Annotated in this window: 19 protein-coding genes, 1 tRNA gene and 1 pseudogene; 5 read left to right on the forward strand and 16 right to left on the reverse strand. The window is 67.0% G+C overall.

The annotated features are described in order from the left end of the window. Positions 1 to 208 (reverse strand): annotated as a pseudogene (locus EBN88_RS05510) (ArgS-related anticodon-binding protein NrtL); the annotation flags it as partial. Further along, positions 205 to 708 (reverse strand): response regulator, encoded by a 504-nt coding sequence (locus tag EBN88_RS05515; protein WP_122182670.1) that lies wholly within the window; start codon positions 706 to 708, stop codon positions 205 to 207. The pseudogene EBN88_RS05510 and the gene EBN88_RS05515, both read right to left, overlap by 4 nt. Positions 709 to 864: 156 nt before the next feature. Here EBN88_RS05515 and EBN88_RS05520 point away from each other — a divergent pair. After that, positions 865 to 936, forward strand: a tRNA-Arg gene (locus tag EBN88_RS05520). 231 nt (positions 937 to 1,167) lie between these two features. Here the strand turns inward: EBN88_RS05520 and EBN88_RS05525 are convergent. The 11 genes from EBN88_RS05525 to EBN88_RS05575 form a co-directional block, all read right to left on the reverse strand. Next, a complete protein-coding gene (locus EBN88_RS05525) occupies positions 1,168 to 2,574 on the reverse strand; it encodes a tyrosine-type recombinase/integrase (protein ID WP_122182671.1) in 1,407 nt (468 codons plus the stop codon). Continuing rightward, complete coding sequence (locus tag EBN88_RS05530; protein ID WP_033314625.1) at positions 2,571 to 2,765, reverse strand: helix-turn-helix transcriptional regulator; 195 nt, start codon at positions 2,763 to 2,765, stop codon at positions 2,571 to 2,573. Before EBN88_RS05530 ends, EBN88_RS05525 begins: the two co-directional genes overlap by 4 nt. Further along, positions 2,741 to 4,042, reverse strand: a complete 1,302-nt coding sequence (locus tag EBN88_RS05535; RefSeq protein ID WP_122182672.1) for a replication initiator — start codon at positions 4,040 to 4,042, stop codon at positions 2,741 to 2,743. Before EBN88_RS05535 ends, EBN88_RS05530 begins: the two co-directional genes overlap by 25 nt. A 162-nt stretch (positions 4,043 to 4,204) precedes the next feature. Continuing rightward, the gene (locus EBN88_RS05540) at positions 4,205 to 4,465 is read right to left on the reverse strand and encodes a SpdD protein (RefSeq protein WP_122182673.1); all 261 of its coding nucleotides are present in this window, start codon (positions 4,463 to 4,465) and stop codon (positions 4,205 to 4,207) included. 8 nt (positions 4,466 to 4,473) lie between these two features. Beyond that, on the reverse strand, positions 4,474 to 4,668 hold the full coding sequence (locus EBN88_RS05545) for a hypothetical protein (protein ID WP_102910781.1): 195 nt from the start codon (positions 4,666 to 4,668) through the stop codon (positions 4,474 to 4,476). Between the two features lie 15 nt (positions 4,669 to 4,683). Further along, complete coding sequence (locus EBN88_RS05550; RefSeq protein WP_102910782.1) at positions 4,684 to 4,875, reverse strand: mobile element transfer protein; 192 nt, start codon at positions 4,873 to 4,875, stop codon at positions 4,684 to 4,686. A 2-nt stretch (positions 4,876 to 4,877) separates the two neighbouring features. Beyond that, positions 4,878 to 5,063, reverse strand: coding sequence for a hypothetical protein (locus EBN88_RS05555; RefSeq protein ID WP_122182674.1), 186 nt, complete (start codon positions 5,061 to 5,063; stop codon positions 4,878 to 4,880). A gap of 16 nt (positions 5,064 to 5,079) precedes the next feature. After that, a complete protein-coding gene (locus EBN88_RS05560; RefSeq protein WP_122182675.1) occupies positions 5,080 to 5,742 on the reverse strand; it encodes a DUF2637 domain-containing protein in 663 nt (220 codons plus the stop codon). An 84-nt stretch (positions 5,743 to 5,826) separates the two neighbouring features. Continuing rightward, positions 5,827 to 7,203, reverse strand: a complete 1,377-nt coding sequence (locus EBN88_RS05565) for an FtsK/SpoIIIE domain-containing protein (RefSeq protein ID WP_122182676.1) — start codon at positions 7,201 to 7,203, stop codon at positions 5,827 to 5,829. After that, complete coding sequence (locus tag EBN88_RS05570; RefSeq protein WP_122182677.1) at positions 7,203 to 7,559, reverse strand: SCO3933 family regulatory protein; 357 nt, start codon at positions 7,557 to 7,559, stop codon at positions 7,203 to 7,205. The genes EBN88_RS05565 and EBN88_RS05570 overlap by 1 nt, the downstream gene beginning before the upstream one ends. 166 nt (positions 7,560 to 7,725) lie before the next feature. Next, the gene (locus EBN88_RS05575) at positions 7,726 to 8,445 is read right to left on the reverse strand and encodes a GntR family transcriptional regulator (protein WP_233580483.1); all 720 of its coding nucleotides are present in this window, start codon (positions 8,443 to 8,445) and stop codon (positions 7,726 to 7,728) included. On the opposite strand from EBN88_RS05575, the gene EBN88_RS31575 reads away from it, so the two are divergent. The 4 genes from EBN88_RS31575 to EBN88_RS31580 are packed head-to-tail and all read left to right on the forward strand — an operon-like array spanning position 8,359 to position 9,881. Further along, positions 8,359 to 8,601, forward strand: coding sequence for a hypothetical protein (locus tag EBN88_RS31575; protein ID WP_233580485.1), 243 nt, complete (start codon positions 8,359 to 8,361; stop codon positions 8,599 to 8,601). The two genes, EBN88_RS05575 and EBN88_RS31575, sit on opposite strands and share 87 nt — an antisense overlap. A gap of 20 nt (positions 8,602 to 8,621) precedes the next feature. Continuing rightward, positions 8,622 to 9,029, forward strand: a complete 408-nt coding sequence (locus EBN88_RS05580; protein WP_122182679.1) for an NUDIX hydrolase — start codon at positions 8,622 to 8,624, stop codon at positions 9,027 to 9,029. 46 nt (positions 9,030 to 9,075) lie between these two features. Continuing rightward, positions 9,076 to 9,501: an ATP-binding protein gene (locus EBN88_RS05585; RefSeq protein WP_122182680.1), complete on the forward strand. Its 426-nt coding sequence runs from the start codon at positions 9,076 to 9,078 to the stop codon at positions 9,499 to 9,501. After that, positions 9,501 to 9,881, forward strand: coding sequence for a hypothetical protein (locus tag EBN88_RS31580; RefSeq protein ID WP_233580484.1), 381 nt, complete (start codon positions 9,501 to 9,503; stop codon positions 9,879 to 9,881). The genes EBN88_RS05585 and EBN88_RS31580 overlap by 1 nt, the downstream gene beginning before the upstream one ends. Before the next feature lie 372 nt (positions 9,882 to 10,253). Here EBN88_RS31580 and EBN88_RS05595 read toward each other — a convergent pair whose 3' ends face one another. The 3 genes from EBN88_RS05595 to EBN88_RS32655 all read right to left on the reverse strand — a co-directional run bounded on the left by EBN88_RS05595 (position 10,254) and on the right by EBN88_RS32655 (position 16,568). Further along, positions 10,254 to 13,733 carry a type ISP restriction/modification enzyme gene (locus EBN88_RS05595; protein ID WP_147472661.1) on the reverse strand — a complete coding sequence of 1,160 codons (3,480 nt, stop codon included), beginning with the start codon at positions 13,731 to 13,733 and terminating at the stop codon, positions 10,254 to 10,256. 1,579 nt (positions 13,734 to 15,312) lie between these two features. Continuing rightward, positions 15,313 to 15,915, reverse strand: coding sequence for a hypothetical protein (locus EBN88_RS05600; RefSeq protein WP_122182682.1), 603 nt, complete (start codon positions 15,913 to 15,915; stop codon positions 15,313 to 15,315). Then, positions 15,915 to 16,568 (reverse strand): RHS repeat-associated core domain-containing protein, encoded by a 654-nt coding sequence (locus EBN88_RS32655; RefSeq protein ID WP_158621326.1) that lies wholly within the window; start codon positions 16,566 to 16,568, stop codon positions 15,915 to 15,917. The genes EBN88_RS05600 and EBN88_RS32655 overlap by 1 nt, the downstream gene beginning before the upstream one ends.

Consider the following 16,568-nt stretch of genomic DNA (forward strand, 5'->3'; position numbering starts at 1 on the left):
GGCGCAGCAGCCGGGCGACCTCGGGCGCCGGCAGCCCGGCCGGGCCGGCCAGCCGCAGCGCGACGCCCGTCGACCAGGCGTGCGCCCCGACGTGCCGGGGCGGGCGGCGCAACGTGACCCGCTCGGGAACGGCCACCCGCAGCTCGCCGCCGTCCACCGCGTCGCGCACGGAGCGCAGCACGGCCTGGGAGAGCTGGGTCGGGGTCACGGAGCAAGCGTACGAGAGGCGGGGGCGCACTCCGCCAGCGGTTTCACCAACTGGACGACGCGTCGCCGGCCCTCGGCGCAGAACCGCTTGACCAGGCCGACGAGTTCGGCCGGCTCGAAGGGCTTGCTCAGCACGGCGTCGATCCCCCCGCCGGGCGGGACGCCCGCGTCGCCGCTCGCGCTCCCGCTCCAGTCGGGGGGCCCGTCGTCGGCGCCCCAGGGGCGGCGGGGGTCGACGCTGGCGGAGATCAGCAGCAGCGGGATGTGCCGGGTGCTGCGGTCGAGGCGCAGCCGGTCGACGGTGCCGAGGCCGTCGAGGCGGGGCATCGCCAGATCGAGGGTGATCACGTCCGGCCGGAACCGATGGACCCGCTCCAGGCATTCGGCGCCATCGCAGGCGGTCATGACCTCGAACCCGTCGAGTTCGAGATTGACCCTGATCAGCTGCCGGATGACCTGGCTGTCGTCCACCACCAGCACCCGGCCAGGAGCGCCTGGCACCCTGCCAGCGTAAGCGCGTTCCCCCGCCGCCGTCCGGCCTTTCCGGCAACTTCTACCCGGGAGTACCTCCCTCCGCACCCACGTGCGGAAACCACGGTGCGGGGCACCCCCGGCGAGCTGGTAGTGTTCTCTCCGTCGCCACCCAAGGCGCCAAGCGCCCCCGTAGCTCAGGGGATAGAGCAACGGCCTCCGGAGCCGTGTGCGCAGGTTCGAATCCTGCCGGGGGCACCTTGCATGAGGTGCCCAAAGACCCCGCCATCAGCGCTTTCGCTGGGACGGGGTCTTCGCGTATGTGCAGGCGTGTGCCGCGCGGAGCGGCTGTATGTCGAGGGCTGTGGACTATCCGTGGACTGGCTACCGGGTAGGAATCAGCAGGTCAGGCCCAAAAACGCCGAGGCCCCCGGACCGTAGTCCAGGGGCCATCATGCCGCAGGTGCGCGCGTAGGAGGTGTGTCGGGATCAGGTCCCGTCGCCGGGCTCGTCCTCCTGGCCGTCGTCCTCACCGAGGAGCTCGGCGATCCGGCGGTTGGCGATGTCCTGGCGACCGTCGAGGCACTTCGCGTACCGGCTCAGCAGCACTTCGACGCTGTTGCCCGCACGCTCCGCAACCTCGGTGGGGTCGACGCCCGCATTGAGCCACGAGGAGAGCGCGGCGTGCCTCAGGTCGTACGGCCGAGCGGCCAGCGGCGAGGCCACCTGTTCCGGCGTGAGCGCCAGGTGCCGAGCCTCGTCCCAGACGCGCCAGTACGTAGTGGAGGCGACCACTCCCCCGCGTTCGTTGGCAAACATCCGCCCGTCCTCGGCGGTGCCGAACTCCTCGATGTGGGCGAGGAGCATACGGACGAGACGAGGCGGGATCGGGACGATGCGGGTTTCGTTCGTGGGGCGGTTCTTGAGGCCGCGGTTGTCGTGAACCTCCCCGGTCCCGGTCCAGCGCTTCCCCACGGTCGGGCGGGTCTTCTCCAGGATCAGTGAACCCCACCCGGCCTCCGGCAGCGTGCAGTCCGGACGACGCAGCGCCACAGCTTCCGCCGGCCGAAGCCCACCGAAGTACAGGCAGGCGAAGAACGCGACCAGGCGCCGCCCACGGGCTCTGCGGTAGCCGCCGACGTAAGAGACTGCGGCCAGGAGTTCGCGTGCCTGCCGAGGGTTCACCACGACCCGGCGGTCGACTTCCTTGGTCACCTTCGGCGGCTTCCACTTCACGAGCGTGACCGGGTTTTCCGGGAGCTCCCCCAATTCGACCGCGTAGGCGAGGGCGTTGAAGAGGACCGCGCGCTTGCGCCGTACCGTCTCGGCGGCCGCTGGGGCGCCCGACAGTCTGAGCTTGAGCGAGTCCAAGACGCGGCGGATGTCTGCCGGATTCTTGAGCGTCGCCAACGGCAGCGAGGCCTTGGCCACCCAGCGAAGAGCGTTCGCGATGTCGACCGGCGGAGCTTCCTCGTCCGAGGCTTGGACGACGAAGGCCCAGCCCCGCAGCGCACGGCGCAAGACGTCGTCAGCCGGGCGCCCAGGCCGATCACCCAGCAGCTGAGTCGTGACGAGCGTCATCGTCTCGTTCAAGCTGTCGCGCGAGTTCGGAGCCGCGTGCGGCCACTTCATGGCGACGTAGGCCCGTGCGAAGTCGTACCAGGTGCGAGACGCCTTGGCGGGTGCCATGGAGTCCGGCAGACCGGTTTCCGTGTCGAATGCCTCCCCCTTCTGAGCAGCCCGAAGAAGCTTGGCCCGGAAGTTGTCGGCGAGTGCCTTCGTCCGGAAGGTCTCGGAGAACGGTGGGGCATCGCCGACCTTCCATCGCACGTCATACGACGGCGTCTTGTACGGCCGCTTGCGGATGCCCCACACCCTCACGTCATGCGACTTCACGCCGCCTCCGCGAGCCCGTGGAGCCACGCGTCGAAGTCGCTGCGCCAGACGCGGAGCTCACCATTCGGAAGCTTGATCGCTTCCGGGGCCTGCCCCAGCTCGCGCCAGCGGTAGAAGGTTCGGCGGGACACTCCGCCGAGCTCGGCGAGGATCTGCGGGACAGTCATCAGTTCATCCCGTCGGCGGTCCATGTCGGTTCTCCTTCCGTTCCGGGGGCGGGTTCGAGAGATGCGGCAAGCCAGGCTTCGGCGTCCGAGAGGCCAGTACCGGCGAAGACCCAGTGGGCGAGGACGTACGTCGTGTCGGTCTCGGGGCCGTTGGCTGCTGCTGCGGCTTGGGCGCGACGCCATTCGGCGCGGGCGTCACGGAGGGCGCCGAGGGTGGTGGAGTAGCGGCGGGACTTGGTGGAGAAGTGGCCGCGGAAGCCGAGCATGTGGGCCCAAGCGCGCAGGCGGAGGTGTTCGAGGTCCTTGCGCGCGCCGAGGAACCAGGCGGTTCGGATCATGCGGAGGGCATGGTCGCTGATGTCGAGCTGGGCGAGTTCGGCGGCGAACTTGAGTGGCCTGTCGAGAGCTCCTGTCGCGGTTTCGGCGCCCTTGGTGGCGTACTTGGCGATGTAGGCGGCGACGGCCCGTTCGGTGAGCTCCTGGCCGTCGTTGAAATCGGCCGAGCGGATGGTGCGTACGTCGAGTTGGCGGCCGAAGGTGAAGGTGTGGGTGCGGCCGTCGATGGTCGGGCCGTCCACGCGAACCTTGGCAGCGGCAGCCCGGATGGCGTCCGTGAGCAGTTCGGCCGTGGCCCAGGCAGGGGGCGGGGTGTCGCCGCCGCTGGGGCCGTCGACGCGGATGACCGCATGGAAGTGGACCGCACCACGCTTCTGGTACTCGGCGACCTTGGCGAAGGACACGCGGGCGTGCTCGCGGAAGCGCCGCTGTGACAGGCCGGCGCGCTTGGCGACCTCTCGGCGCAGGTACGTCGAGAAGCGCCGCCAGAGGGGACCGGCGTGGGCGTTCCAGAGCACGGCGGCTTCGTAGTCGTAGGTGTCCGGGTCGAGCGCGGTGCCGAGTTCGTCGTCGTCCTGGTCGTGGTGGGTACCGCAGCGGCAGGGGCGCCCGCTGGAGGGGCGGTTGTGGACCGGGCCGAAGCTCGGCGCGGTGAAGGTGGCGAACACGCGCGGGTGGGCGGCGACGTGTTCTGGGATGCCCTTGCCGCCGCGCAGGCCCGAGGTGATCAGGTGGAAGGTGTCGCGGCGGTAGACCTCGGCGCAGGCGGCGCAGCGGGTCGTGCGGCGGTTGTTGCAGCGGACGAGGAGTTGCCCGGCCGGGAGGCTGGACGAGTCGAGGCGGTGGAGGGCGTTGCCGATCTCGCCGGTACGGGTGTCGACGTCGTACTCGGTGCGGTGGCCGTCGAGGCGGATCGGGTGGGTGCAGCCGCCGAGTCCGGAGAGCTGGCGGAGGATACCCGGCAGCGTGCCCTGCGCGGCCAGGTTCGCGAGTTCCGGGAGTGGGGCCGGAGTGGTGCGGGTGAAGATGGCGATTCCCCTTCTGACTGGCTCGGTCGGTCGGGAGGAGCAGGCGCCGGGGCGGCGAAATGCTTGGTCGTGTGCCGCCGCCCCGGAGGCCAGCGCGGTTCAGCGGCGGTGGTGATCGCGGAGCATGGAGCGCAGGACGACGGCGGCCACGGCTACAGAGATGGCCGTGACGGCGACGGCCGCCAGGAGCGCGGTGAGGACGACCCCGCCGACGACCAGGGCCACGACGGTCTTCTGATCGATGGAGACCGACGGGAACGAACGCCGTACGGGCGGCGGCTCGGCCGAGGTGTGGGTGTGCGCGGGCGGCGGGGTCGGGCTGTCGGGTACTTCGGGAGGAACACGGTCAGGGCTCCTTATCTACTCGTCTAGGCGTGTGAGCCGTTTATGACGGTCACTCCGGAACGTGTGCCGGACTCGATGGCGGGGGCGAGGAAGGTGCGGGAGAGCCAGAAGCCGAAGAGGGCGATCAGGACGACGATCCAGACGCGGACGCCGAGGAACCTGACTGCTCCCCAGGCGAAGAAGCCGAGGACGACGACAAGCGGAAGGCTGACGGTCACGGGTCGGGGATCCTTTCAGCGCACGGGACAACGGTGGGTGCGGGCGGCCAGCTCGGCGGCGGCGCGGCTGTCGTAGTCGGCGGAGAAGCCGCAGCGCGGGGCCGTGCAGGCGGCGGTGTGCTTCTCCCGGCCGCGACCGTCGTAGGAGGTGCCGACCTGGACGGGGCCGATGCGGCTGACGTGGCGGAAGCGCTTTGGCGCGGGCATGGTCAGTCCTCCTGTCGCGGGCTGGGGCGGGGGAAGTCGCGCAGGATCCGGGCGGCTTCCTCCGGGTTCGGCGTGCGGTCGGCGGCTTCCTCGGCGAGGAGCCGGGCGAGCGCCGACCGGCCACTGATGGCCATGTCGCGGGCCGCTGAGAGGTAGTCGGCGGCCGTGTTGAAGCAGAAGAGCGGCATGATCTCCCTTTGCTGGTCAGGTGATTTGAGCGGCGATGGCTTCGGCCATGGGCGGCGGGACACCGAGGCGGGCGCGCAGGGTCGGGGTGTCGATGGCCGTTCCAGTGCGGGTGCGGTGGTCGGCGGCGACTTTGCGGGCGTGCTCGACCAGGGCGGCCGGGACAGCGACCGGAGGCGGGGCCAACGGTGGGGCCGGTGCCGGATCGGCCGCCGGTGGCGTCGGCGGGTCTGGCACCGGATCGGACGCGTTCTCCTGGTCCTCGATGTCGTCAGGATCCTGTTGGTCCACGACGTCACTGGTCTCGTCGTGCACTGTCGGAGGCGAGTGGACCAGGAGCGTTCCGCCGAGGAAGGCGACCGCGGGCCAGCCCGCCACGAGGATGCGCAGCCAGGCCGGTACGTGATCCAGGTCGAGCAGGCCGGCGGTGGCGACGTTCGCGCCCAGGGACGCGGCGAGTGCGATCAGGAACCAGCACCACCCGGCCGCTTTCGCCTCTCCGGAGCGCAGTCGGCGCCAGGCGGCGACGAGCAGCAGGTCAACGCTGATCGGGTAGGCCCACGCCTTCCACCCGTCCTGTCCGGCCGCCGAGGCGACATCGTGCAGGTGGGCGAAGGACAGCGCGGCGGCGATGACCGCCTGAACGAGCACCGCATCGACGCGGGCCAGGTGGGCGCGCATGCTGCGGCTCCTTCCGAATTCGGGCATGGGAGGGGTAGGGACGTGGCGTGAGGCGGTCACGCCGACCGGGGTTAGGGGCGCGGGTCAGTCGGTCACGGGCCGGGGCCGCACGGCCGGGCCCGGTGTCTTGACGGGCCGTACGGGCACGTCGGGCCGGAAGGGCTTGAGCGCGGGCAGGTCGGGGACCAGGTGGGCCGACTCGCGGCAGGTCTCGGCAGCGTCGCCCAGCGACAGGTACGGCGTGCGGATGCGGGACCAGCCGCCGGAGGTGTCACCGGCCACGGCGAGGCCGGGGCGTTCGGGGGCGATGGCGCAGGCGGCCGTGACCGCTTCGGGGGCGATGTCGCCGAGTGCCATCTTCGCGGAGGCTTCGTCGTTGACGCGGTGGCAGACGCGGCCGGTCAACTGGGCCCGCAGCATGGTCGCGCCCTTGCCCAGCTCGGCACCGAAGCGCTGGCCGCAGACCTCCAGGTAGATGCCGGCCGCGCGGCCGAGCTGGGCGAGCCGGATGAGCTGGGTGACCATCTCGTCCCGGCGTTCCTCGTCCTTCCTGGTGGCGACGAGGAAGAGTTCAGCCACCTCGTCCACGAACAGCACGATCGGGACCGGGCGTTCGGACTCGGGCAGTCCCCAGACGTCCGAGGTGATTTCCTCGGCCGGAGTGTCCGGGGCGATGCCTTGCCGGGCCTTGATCAGGTCGTATCGGTCCTCCATCTCCTTCACGAGCACCGGCAGCAGCTCGGCGGCTTGCTCAGGGTCGGTCGCCAGCGCGGAGAGGCGGGGGGCGAACGGCGCCAGCTCTACACCGCGCTTGCAGTCGATCCCGACCAGGGCGACCGACTGAGGGGCGAGCCCGGCGATCAGGTGCCGCAGATACATGGACTTGCCCGACAGCGTGGCGCCGAGGGTGAGTTGGTGCGGCACGGTCCGGTAGTCGCGTGTGAACGGCATGGCGTCCTCCCGCAGTGCCACCGGCACCCGAAGGAACCCGGCGTCCACCTTGCGAGGCATCCGCACCTGCCGCAGCACGTCGAAGCCGACCAGCCGCAGCTCAACCACACCGGGCTTGATCGTGGTCACGTACACCGCGTGGACGCCCCAGGCGTGCCGCAACCGTTCTGCCGAGGCGGCGACGTCGGCTGGTTCCTGCCCCGGAGCGAGCCGGAGCCGGATCCGCAGCCCGGTCGAGGTGGGCCGGATGATGCCGCGACGCGGCGGCACGGGCCGGACCTCACGGCGGGTGGTGGCCTTGACCGCCAGCATCCGCAGCCGGGACGGAGCCACGGTGAGGCCGCAGGCCTCCATGACCGAGCCGTAGGAGCTGAGGAGCCGGGCGGCGGATATCGGCAGGCCGACCGTGGACCAGTACACCCCGGGATGCTTGGCCCGGGCGTAGGCGGCCCCGCCGCCGAGTGCGGCGACAGGACCACCCACCTCCAGGAGCGTCGTCAGATCGGTCATCAGGCAGCGGCCCCATTGGCGGCCGGGAACGCGGCCGGAGTCACGGCGGCGGCGCGGTAAGCGATGCCGTGCCGCTGCTGCCCGTTGAAGACGCTCTCCCATGGCCGGGCCACCAGACCCGGCAGCGAGACCGGAGCCCCGAGCGTGAGCCCCTCGGACACGCCGCTCTCCGGAACGGTGACCTTGATCAACGACGACTCACCGTCCTCCAGGTAGACGACGCCGAGCGCCATCAGGGCCTCTCCGCTGTTGGCGTCCTTGGCGATCTCACCGGTCTGCCGGTCGCGAACCTTGGGCTCGGGCGCCTCGGTCAGCAGGATCGTCGCGGCGGAGGTCTCTACACGGATGGTGCGCAAGACTTCTTCCCATCTACTCGTCTATACAAGATGCGGCGTTCGAACCCGATCTCCGGGAACGGCAACCACCTTGCCACACAACTTGCCCACTCGTCTATACGAGTAAGCGTGTTGGGGTGTACGAGTTCGGGAAAGCAGCCCCCGCGCACCACCGCCGGTCAGGCGCTCACGTCGCCGGGAGCTGGTACGACAGGACGTAGGCGTCGGCCGCCATGACCGTGTCGCAGACCTCCACGGCCCGCCCTTCCTGGTCGAACGCGGTGCGGATCAGGTGGATGACCGGCACGCCGGAGGCCAGCCGCAGCGTCCGGACCTCGTCGGGCGAGGGCATCCGGGCGCGGATCTCTTCCTCGAAGTGGTCGAGGCGGTGGCCCAGCTCCTCAAGGCGTGCGTAGATGCCGCCAGGCCCGGGGTTGGGCTCGGCGATCGGTGTGCCCCGTGCGATGTCGAGCGGCAGATACGAGGTGGCGAACTCCACGGGCCGCCCGTCCAGCAGATACCGGCGACGCCGGGCGAGCACTCGCCGCACGGACCCGAGCCGGGTGGAGACGTCCTGGCTTGCCTTCTCTTCCTTGACCTCCAGGCTGTCCACCTGCGGGTGACTGCCGGCGGCGTCGGCCTCCACGATGAACGCGGACTTCCCCTGCTCGCGGTGACGCCGGGCGAACCGGTCGGAGGCGAGCCGCCGCACAGGCGGTCGTGGTCGCACGAAGACGCCCTTGCCGTGCTCGGCGTGCACCAGGCCCTCACCCTGGAGGACGGAGAAGGAGTTTCGAACCGTCATACGGGAAACCCCGTAATGCTCGACGAGTTCGGCCTCGGAGGGCAGCTTTTCGCCCTCCTTGAATCGCCCACGGTCGATGGCCTCGCGCAGCTGGTCGGCGATCTGCCGGAAGACCGCACGATCGCTCGTGGGATCGAGATCGCCGAGGAGGCCGGAGGAAAGAGAGGACACGTGTACTCCTTTAGGTATCTAGACGAGTGGGCGAGCTTTGTTGCTACCGTGGAGAGCCTAGCCATCCGAGAGGGCAGAGGAACGTGAGCACCGACCGTCCACACTCCGTGAGCGTCGCCGGAGTCATCGTCGACGACCAGGGCCGCGCCCTCTTGATCAAACGCCGCGACAACGGCCACTGGGAACCCCCGGGCGGAATCCTCGAACGCGAGGAAACCATCCCCGAGGCCCTCCAGCGCGAAGTTCTCGAAGAGACCGGCATCAAGATCGCGCTTCCCGCGATGCTGACCGGCATCTACAAGAACATGAAGGGCCTCATCGTCTCCATGGTCTTCCGCTGCGAGGCCGCCGACGGCACACCCACCACCGGGGACGAGACCCGCGCACTGCGCTGGGCCACCCGCGAAGAAGTCATCGAACTCGCCGACGAGGCATACGCGATCCGCGTCCTGGACGCACTCGACGCGGTATCCCCGCCGGCCATCCGCGCCCACGACGGCGTCAAACTCGTCTAGCCCGAACCCGCTGCACATGGCGGCCTACCAGCACGAAGGAACTTGTATGCACGAGTATACGAGCACCGCCCGGGTCTGGGGACTCACTTGCCCAGGTTTTCCGGAAGAGGTCAGCCGGGCCCGCCGCTGGACGCGGGACATCCTGCGCGGATCTCCCCTGGCCGACGACGCCGAGCTCATCGTGAGCGAGTTGAGCGCGAACGCGATCCTCCACACGGCGAGCGGCGGGCTGGGCAGCTTCCACCTGGCCCTCGCGATCTCCCCGAAGGTGGTGGCCCTGTCGGTCACCGACGAGGGAGGGATGGGCGCGGCTCCGAAGGTCGAGCAACCGAGCGAGGACGCCGTGCATGGCCGCGGCTTGGGCATGGTCAGCGTCATCGCACACCGGGTCGTCGTCCACGGCAGCCACAGCGGCTACACCGTCACCGCGGAACTCTTCACGGACACCCAGCCCGGAGGCCGCCCGTGCTGATGGACAAGCCCCAGCGGGGCTTCTGGTGCGAGTGCTGGACGCAGGACGTCAACGACGAAACAGGACGGCCGGCACTCCGGGCATCCTTCGACGCCTACTCGGCACCACAGGCAGACAGATGGGTAGCGGTCGCCCTGCGCACCATCTCACCAGCACTCGACCCGGACGCCTCCGACGAGGCCTGGGCCTGGCTCTACGACGGCCGCAACGACACGCGACGAGCCCTCTTACGCATGGAACCCTGCACGGTCTCTCTGACCCACGCCAGCACCCGCATCACTTGGACGATCCGCCCAGTGGTCTACCTGCCGATGGCCCACCGCCAAGGGGTAGAACTCCCAGCCTGCGCATACGACTTCACGCCCCGCCCCACAGACTGAGTTACAACTTTCTCTACTGGTTCAAGGCGGCTCGCTCCGCTCACCGCGCGCGGCCCGGCCCCCGGCCGGGCCTGCGCTCCTGTCTCCGCCCCGCTCCAGCCCGGCCGGCACCCGCGCCGCGCTTACAGCAATCAGCAGCCTGATGCCAGGGAAGGGGTACGTCGTGGCTGGGGCGATCGGCTGCGCGGCTTTAGGCAGCCACTTTGGCGCGAGCCTCGAAGATCATGGCCCCAACGTCGTGCTTTACCGGGCAGGTCCACAGACTGCCCGACGCGCCGGAAGCTTACGGGGCCATGATCACTCGCGCCAAAGCAGCTCCAGCCCAAAGCCGCTCCACCGACCGCGGCCTGAGTACTCCCGCATTACGCGCTTTCAGCTATCGACGTCAGGTCGACTGATTGTTGTACGCCATGAATAGGAAGCGTCCCGCGTCTCCTGGTAATGCCGATCAAGCCCATCACTAAGCAAGACTAGAAGCGTCAAACGTCGAACGATCATTGAGAATTGGCGGATCTCCGCTGTACTCAAGGGTCGCTCTAGTACCCGGCGATCGCGGTATGACAGCCACTTTCGCAACACTGTGTGACCGCCCACCTTATACTTCCATACGGCTGACGGAACACCTCGCCAGATTGCCCTCTCATTTAGGTGAACATCAACAGCATCACCGAGACAGGAAAGGGCCGTCTCAGCCGCGACACCCAGGCCAGCTCCTGCCGCCAACAGCGCATTTCGTTCATCGCTCAGCCATGAACGCTTGGTGGTACGCCCTTCGTACGGCATAACCTTACCCGGCTGCACGATAGCCCACGCTACGAGAGAGAAGTCCTCAGCCGTCAGAGGCGAGCTATCACTCGTGCCGATAGCTCCCACTACTGGCCTGAGCTTCAGTTCGCTCTCATGGAGCTCAGGGGAAGGAGTTGTGTCCAAGTCGAGGAGTTCGGCTACCTTCCGGCCCAACGAAGCTCCCCTAGAAAGTCCATCCGCTGAAGTCGGCAACGGCACTCTTTGGAAATGGAAGCGCCCACCGTCCCGGTTCTCATTTAGATATTCAGAACTGTATCCGACAGCCAAAGCATGCAGCCATGGCATATCGCCGACTGCACGATTCGCATCAGGGTTACCAATCGAGAGTCCTGCGAGCCATTCTCGCGCCTTCGACGAGAGGTTAGCTAGCGTGCCGCTCTCTTGGTCAGCGGCCATGTCTGCGAATAGAGATTGTTGATCCCCGTCAGACTTGGAGAACTCAGCACCAAACCTTCGAGTAGGAATGTAGTATGCATTCTTATGCAAAACATGATCGTCACCGATATGCTTACTCAAGTAGAATGCAGCTCCATCCAAAGCACGCGGAACTCGCCTACGCGCTAGAAAGAACTCACAATCGACTTCGGCCGCTTCCTGCAAATCTGGACGCGCTCGATTCCAGAGTGGTGGTGTAGGTTCCAAATAGGCCCAGTGGGTCTCAAAGGCCCTAGACAGGTACCGGCGGACGTGGTCAGATTTGAACCCTCCCGCATCAATTAGCCGCTCCCGGACCTTCTCCGGGATGTATCCAGCCCAGCTGGCGGCCAACCCTCTGATTGTTTCGCCTAGTTCTTCTACGGACAGTGTTGGGTCCAGGAACCGTTGAATACGCGCTTCTAGGACCTCCCGGTCCGCATCAATTAGGCCACCACCGCGCTTCTCCAGAAGACCCGGCATCGGTGCAACGTGGGACAGCTCGTCTACGCGAGCCCATTTCAGATATTCATCATGAAGGCGCTGCGGCCGAAAGCTATAAGCCGTATCCTCCAGCGGCAGAATCTCCTGATATCCCGGTTGCGTCTCGCCAAGGCTGGCTACAAGATCCTCCCGCTTGGCGGGGCCCCAGAAATCCCGATACAGAACGCTGGGCACAGTGGAGCGCTCTTGACGACGTACGAACGTTCCAATAGCCGTACCTACACTGATACCCTCGCGGTTTCTTGGAGTTGAGAAGACCGATGGATCCGACCTTCCATCGGGTGTCTTCTTCCCCGTCTCGCGCGAATCCCCATTGAGATTATCCAGCCAAATGGAGTCGAACTCTGCCAGTATCCGCTCACGGACGAGAACAAGCGATGGATCGCCAAGGTACGAGAAGTTACTAATGAGACTTACGACGCCCTCTCCTTGCATCTCGGTTACGCGACGCTCCGCCAACCTGAGAAAGCGAACATAGAGGTCATCAACGTTGTTGCGAGTAATTCCCCATTTCTTTAGCCCTTCCTTGTAGATACTGACCAATCCGCCTTCTTCGGCTGGACTGACGCCAGCAAAGGCGTTATACGGCGGATTTCCGAGTACTACGAGGATCGGGGCCTTTTGCTTGACCTGGCTTGCGGCGTCCCTTTCATCTGCCAATTCCGGCAAGCTGATCGCTTGCTGTTGTTCCTTAGCCCAACCAGTGAGGGCGTTAGTTAGGTAAACGGAAGCTCGCTGTTCCGTGTCGGCGTCAAGTGGAGCACCCATACGTCGCAGCAACATGCCAATCTGGAGATGCGCCACGACGAAGGGGGCCGGCAGAATCTCAAACCCAATTATGCGACGGATAGCTGCTTCTCGCACATCGAAACCAGCGAGGCTATCGCCCTCAGTTTCGAGACGAGTCGCATGAATCTTACGCAATACTTCAAGCAGAAACGACCCGGTGCCGACGCAAGGATCTAGAACCCATACCCTTTCATCAGCGAACCCATTAGGGCAGCCCAATTCCTCTCGAAGCACCGCGTCCACGCGGTCCACCATGTACTTTACTACTTCGCTTGGCGTGTACCAGATACCGAGCTGTCGACGAAGCTCTGGATCAAACTCGGCCAGGAACGGCTCGTAGAAATACAGAACCGCATCATCTGTTTCAAAGTTGGCGAAAAAAGCCTCGCGATCTACTTGATTCAGACATTCTCCCGCCCAGTCCAGCAACTCATCCAGATGCAAAGGGCGGAGGCGCGAGGCATTAGCTACTTGGTCGAACAGTGCTCTCACGACTGGCACATTCAAGAACCAGCTCGCGGTACGCCAATCGAAACGCTCGTCCTTGTTTTTATTTTCGGCCGACCAAAAGACCCAGGCAGAGAACACACCGTAGAAGATTGTCTGCACTAGGGTCGAACGGAAAAACTTCGCTTGGCGATCTCCCGAGAATGTGACCCCGAGGGCGTCGCTAAGAGCTTTTCGGAGCGGCTCCAGTGCCTTCAGGTTGCCTTTTTCCACTCGATCAAGAGCTTGCTTCGCGTAAGCGGCAAGAAACGCGGCAAGGTCCTCGGAGCGTGAAATTGGGGCACCAGAGAGAATGACCCGACGCAGATAGTCGAAAAACCGGCTGGAAACAGACTCCAAGTCGGCCGCTCGTAGAGCGAGAAATTCCTCCGTAGTTCCCGCTAGCGCGAAGGATTCGCCTTTCACCGGTCCTTGCGGGGTCTGCGTCCAAAGAGCGAACTCGCGAAAATTGGTCAGGAGAACTTTGCCGTATCGCAGCAAGTACTTCTTAATCTGCTGCGTGTCGGCAATCTTGTCCAGATCGCTCTCAAGGGGCTTAGCTTCAACCACACCATGCGTAGGAAGCTGCCGATCGAAGGCAGATTGCTTTCCGCCGGCGCGACTAAGCTGGTGAGCCGAGAAAAGACCGCCGTCAGGGATACCAGCACCAACATTCCCCGGATGCATAACAGCCGCAATCTCAGGACTGCAACTCTTCCCAACACCTGACAGGAGTCGTTCCAAAGAGCCGTAGTAAGAAGTCTCAGGAACTCCGACACCGGAACGTTGCAGGCGAACGACATCCTTGAAATAGGCGTTCAGGAGGGCAGGCGATGAGGCTGGCGAGGTCACCTGACTAGTGTGCCCATGCTACGGGCGGAGATCCAGCGATCACGCCATGAAACCCTACGTGCCACCCGCCCAGCCCTTCTTATTTGCGTCTAATTGTCCCTTTAGTACCTTCGATCGGGTTAACTCCAGGACCGTTGCTTGACCTCACAGAGAGCGAGGCCAACCTCAGGGCTGCCAGACACCTGCTTGGCATGCGTGCAGGGCATCGGGATCGGTGGGCACCGGCGTCAATGGCGGACAGACCTACTCCTGGACTATTCGTGGACCGGAACCGTGAACGCGAACCTCCGCAGAGCCCGGACCTGGCATTTTGCCGAGGAGCCAAGCGGCCTCCGGAGCCGTGTGCGCAGGTTCGAATCCTGCCGGGGGCACTTCAACGGGAACAGCGTGAACGTACCGCTGACCAGTGCAGACGTCGCGGCAGAGGGCGGGAGTCAGTCTCACTGACTCCCGCCCTCTCTCGTTGTCTCTCACCGTCTACGGGCCGGTCACGGGCCAGTCGCGCAAGGCATCCCGCTGCCGCTCTCCTCCGGTCCATGGGGTGTTGACCAGCCCGTCTTCCGTTCGCTCCGACGGTTGTCCTCGCGAGGAAGTGGAACGCTCCAGCGCGAGGGCGAACGGGACAACGCCGAGCCTCCGGGCGAGGACGACATCCGCGCCGCCGCCCGCGATCAACAAGCCGCTGAGGCGGCGGCGGGCGCGGCGCAGGGCCGGGTCAACGACGCGGAGGAGCGGCTGTCCGCCGCTCGTCAACTGGCCCGGGACGCCCAAGAGATGCGTGAGGAGGCCGCCAGCCAGTGCGCCCGCGACATCAATGCGGCTTCCGACGCCGGCATTCAGAACCGGCGTTGGTGGCGGAGGAACTCGGCGGCCTCGACGGCGCCTGGCACTGGTCGCCGGCGCCCGGTATCGACTTCGCCGGCGCACCCGCCGACGGGCGCAGGCTCCTCCAGACCAGCAGCCGCGACTCCCGTGAGCCGGACCTCGCGGTGGCGACCCTGCGGTTCGCCCGCGAGCGGGAGGAGGAGATCTTCGTTCGGAACCCGTACCTGGGGTCCGCCGAGGGATTCCCGGCACCGGAAGGGACACGTTTCGACGCGGTGGCCGGTGTGGCACCGGCCGCGCACCGCTTCTACCACGCGGAGCTGCCGGAACTGACACCGTTGGTCCGGGTCCGGCCGCGAACGGAACGGAACGGGGCGGGGCGGTGGCGGTGGCGGTGTTCCGCGATGGATGTGAGGGGCCGTTGGGTCGTTCATCCTCGTCCCAGGCGGAACCGGTCGATGCACACCCGGGCGCGTCCTCGTTGGGGCTGGGCAGCGGGTGCACCAGGATCGCGCCGTCGGGCACGGCGTGGCACACGCCCTGGTGGTCGATCTCCGGACGCTGGTGGAGCGTGAAGGCCCGGGCGTGCCCGAACGAGCCACCTGCCGGTGGGAGGAGACGCGCGTCCGCTGGAGGACCGGCGGCATCACCGCAGGCGGGTTCAGGTCGGTCCCCTGGAGGATCATGTCCCCGGTGCGGAGGTCGACCCCGTCGCCGAGTTCCCCCGGACGGGGAACGGCGAGGACCCCGTCGCTCAGACGCCCCAGACAAACGGGTGTGGGCGGCTGCCGGGGGCGTTCGACCAGACCAGCCGGGCCTCCAGGTGGTCGCCGAGGAGACCGCTCAGGCGGTCGGCGGCCCAGCCGTTCCAGTAGACGCCCACCGGGAACTGCGGCACGCGGAAGGCGGGCAGGCGGGTGGGCAGGGCCTCGGGGCGGAAGACCGTGCGCTTCATCTCGCCCGTCGGGCCGGGCCGTGACGACCTGGCCGTATCGACACAGTCGACGACCGTGTCCACCACATAGACCCGGTAGTCCTCGTCCGCCACCGCGCCGCCCTCGGTGACGGTGAGCGGCAGCAGGGTGCCCGCCGTCGCCAACTCGTCGCCGAGCAGCTCGACCAGCCGTCGGCTGAACACCGGCGCGTCCGGATAGGTGGAGGGGAACTCGGCCTTCGGCCAGCCCGGTTCGCCCAGCCACTCGGCGCCGAAGTGGTCGGGGCGCCGCTGCGGCGGGCCGTGGAACTCCCAGCGCTTGAGCTGGGTGAGCGAGTCGTCGAAGCGCACGGTCCTGATGTCCCGCCTGCTCGGCAGGAGCCGGTAGACGGCGCGTTCCGGCTGCGGGGCGTTCTCGGTCATCACGCGGTCCAATAGGCGCTCGGATGCGGAGTGCCACTGATCAACTGGTCCAGGTTCAGCAGGCGAAGCTCGGATTGTACCTGGTCGCCCACCTTCCGCAGTTCGATCCGCAGCATGTCCCCGATCTCGGTGGTGCTGCTGCCGAGAGCGAGCTGGTTGCGCTCGAAGTTGTCCAGGTGCGTGCTCAACCGGTCCAGGAACGCGCCCCGGTGGGTGAAGTTGTGCGGCCGGGGGTGACCCAGCGGGATGCCGTTGGCCGCCTCGTCGATGTCCACGCCGTAGCGGGACAGCAGACTGCGCATCGCCGGGGCGTTGTTGCGGTTCATGCCCGAGGGCACCAGGTGCGCCGCCGCGCCGTTGGCCGGGACGGGCCGCCCGTCCAGCCGCAGGTTCTCGCGCAGGATGTCCGCGTGTTGGCGGCACGTGAGCAGCCCCAGGTAGTCGTACCAGGCGAGCGGGTCCGCCACGTATGCGTACGGGTCGGGCCCCGCGTCCACGCCCAGCGGATCGGGGCTGAGGTAACGGGCGCTGCGCGGGTCGTAGTGGCGGAAGTAGTTGTAGTGCAGCTCCGTTTCGGGGTCGTGGTACTGCCCGGGGGGGAGCGCAGCGGGGTTTCGGCCAGGGCCGCCGGGTCGTCGGCGGTCAGCCCCCAC

This window comes from Streptomyces triticirhizae, from assembly GCF_003696235.1.
Taxonomy (GTDB): Bacteria; Actinomycetota; Actinomycetes; order Streptomycetales; family Streptomycetaceae; genus Streptomyces; species Streptomyces triticirhizae.

Coding starts and splice junctions, on each gene's coding strand:
- EBN88_RS31575 (WP_233580485.1), top strand. CDS start 8,359: ATGCTCGACGAGTTCGGCCTCGGAGGGCAGCTTTTCGCCCTCCTTGAA.
- EBN88_RS05565 (WP_122182676.1), bottom strand. CDS start 7,203: ATGACCGATCTGACGACGCTCCTGGAGGTGGGTGGTCCTGTCGCCGCA.
- EBN88_RS31580 (WP_233580484.1), top strand. CDS start 9,501: ATGGACAAGCCCCAGCGGGGCTTCTGGTGCGAGTGCTGGACGCAGGAC.
- EBN88_RS05550 (WP_102910782.1), bottom strand. CDS start 4,875: ATGCCCGCGCCAAAGCGCTTCCGCCACGTCAGCCGCATCGGCCCCGTC.
- EBN88_RS05530 (WP_033314625.1), bottom strand. CDS start 2,765: ATGGACCGCCGACGGGATGAACTGATGACTGTCCCGCAGATCCTCGCC.
- EBN88_RS05600 (WP_122182682.1), bottom strand. CDS start 15,915: ATGACCGAGAACGCCCCGCAGCCGGAACGCGCCGTCTACCGGCTCCTG.
- EBN88_RS05555 (WP_122182674.1), bottom strand. CDS start 5,063: ATGCCGCTCTTCTGCTTCAACACGGCCGCCGACTACCTCTCAGCGGCC.
- EBN88_RS05585 (WP_122182680.1), top strand. CDS start 9,076: ATGCACGAGTATACGAGCACCGCCCGGGTCTGGGGACTCACTTGCCCA.
- EBN88_RS05560 (WP_122182675.1), bottom strand. CDS start 5,742: ATGCGCGCCCACCTGGCCCGCGTCGATGCGGTGCTCGTTCAGGCGGTC.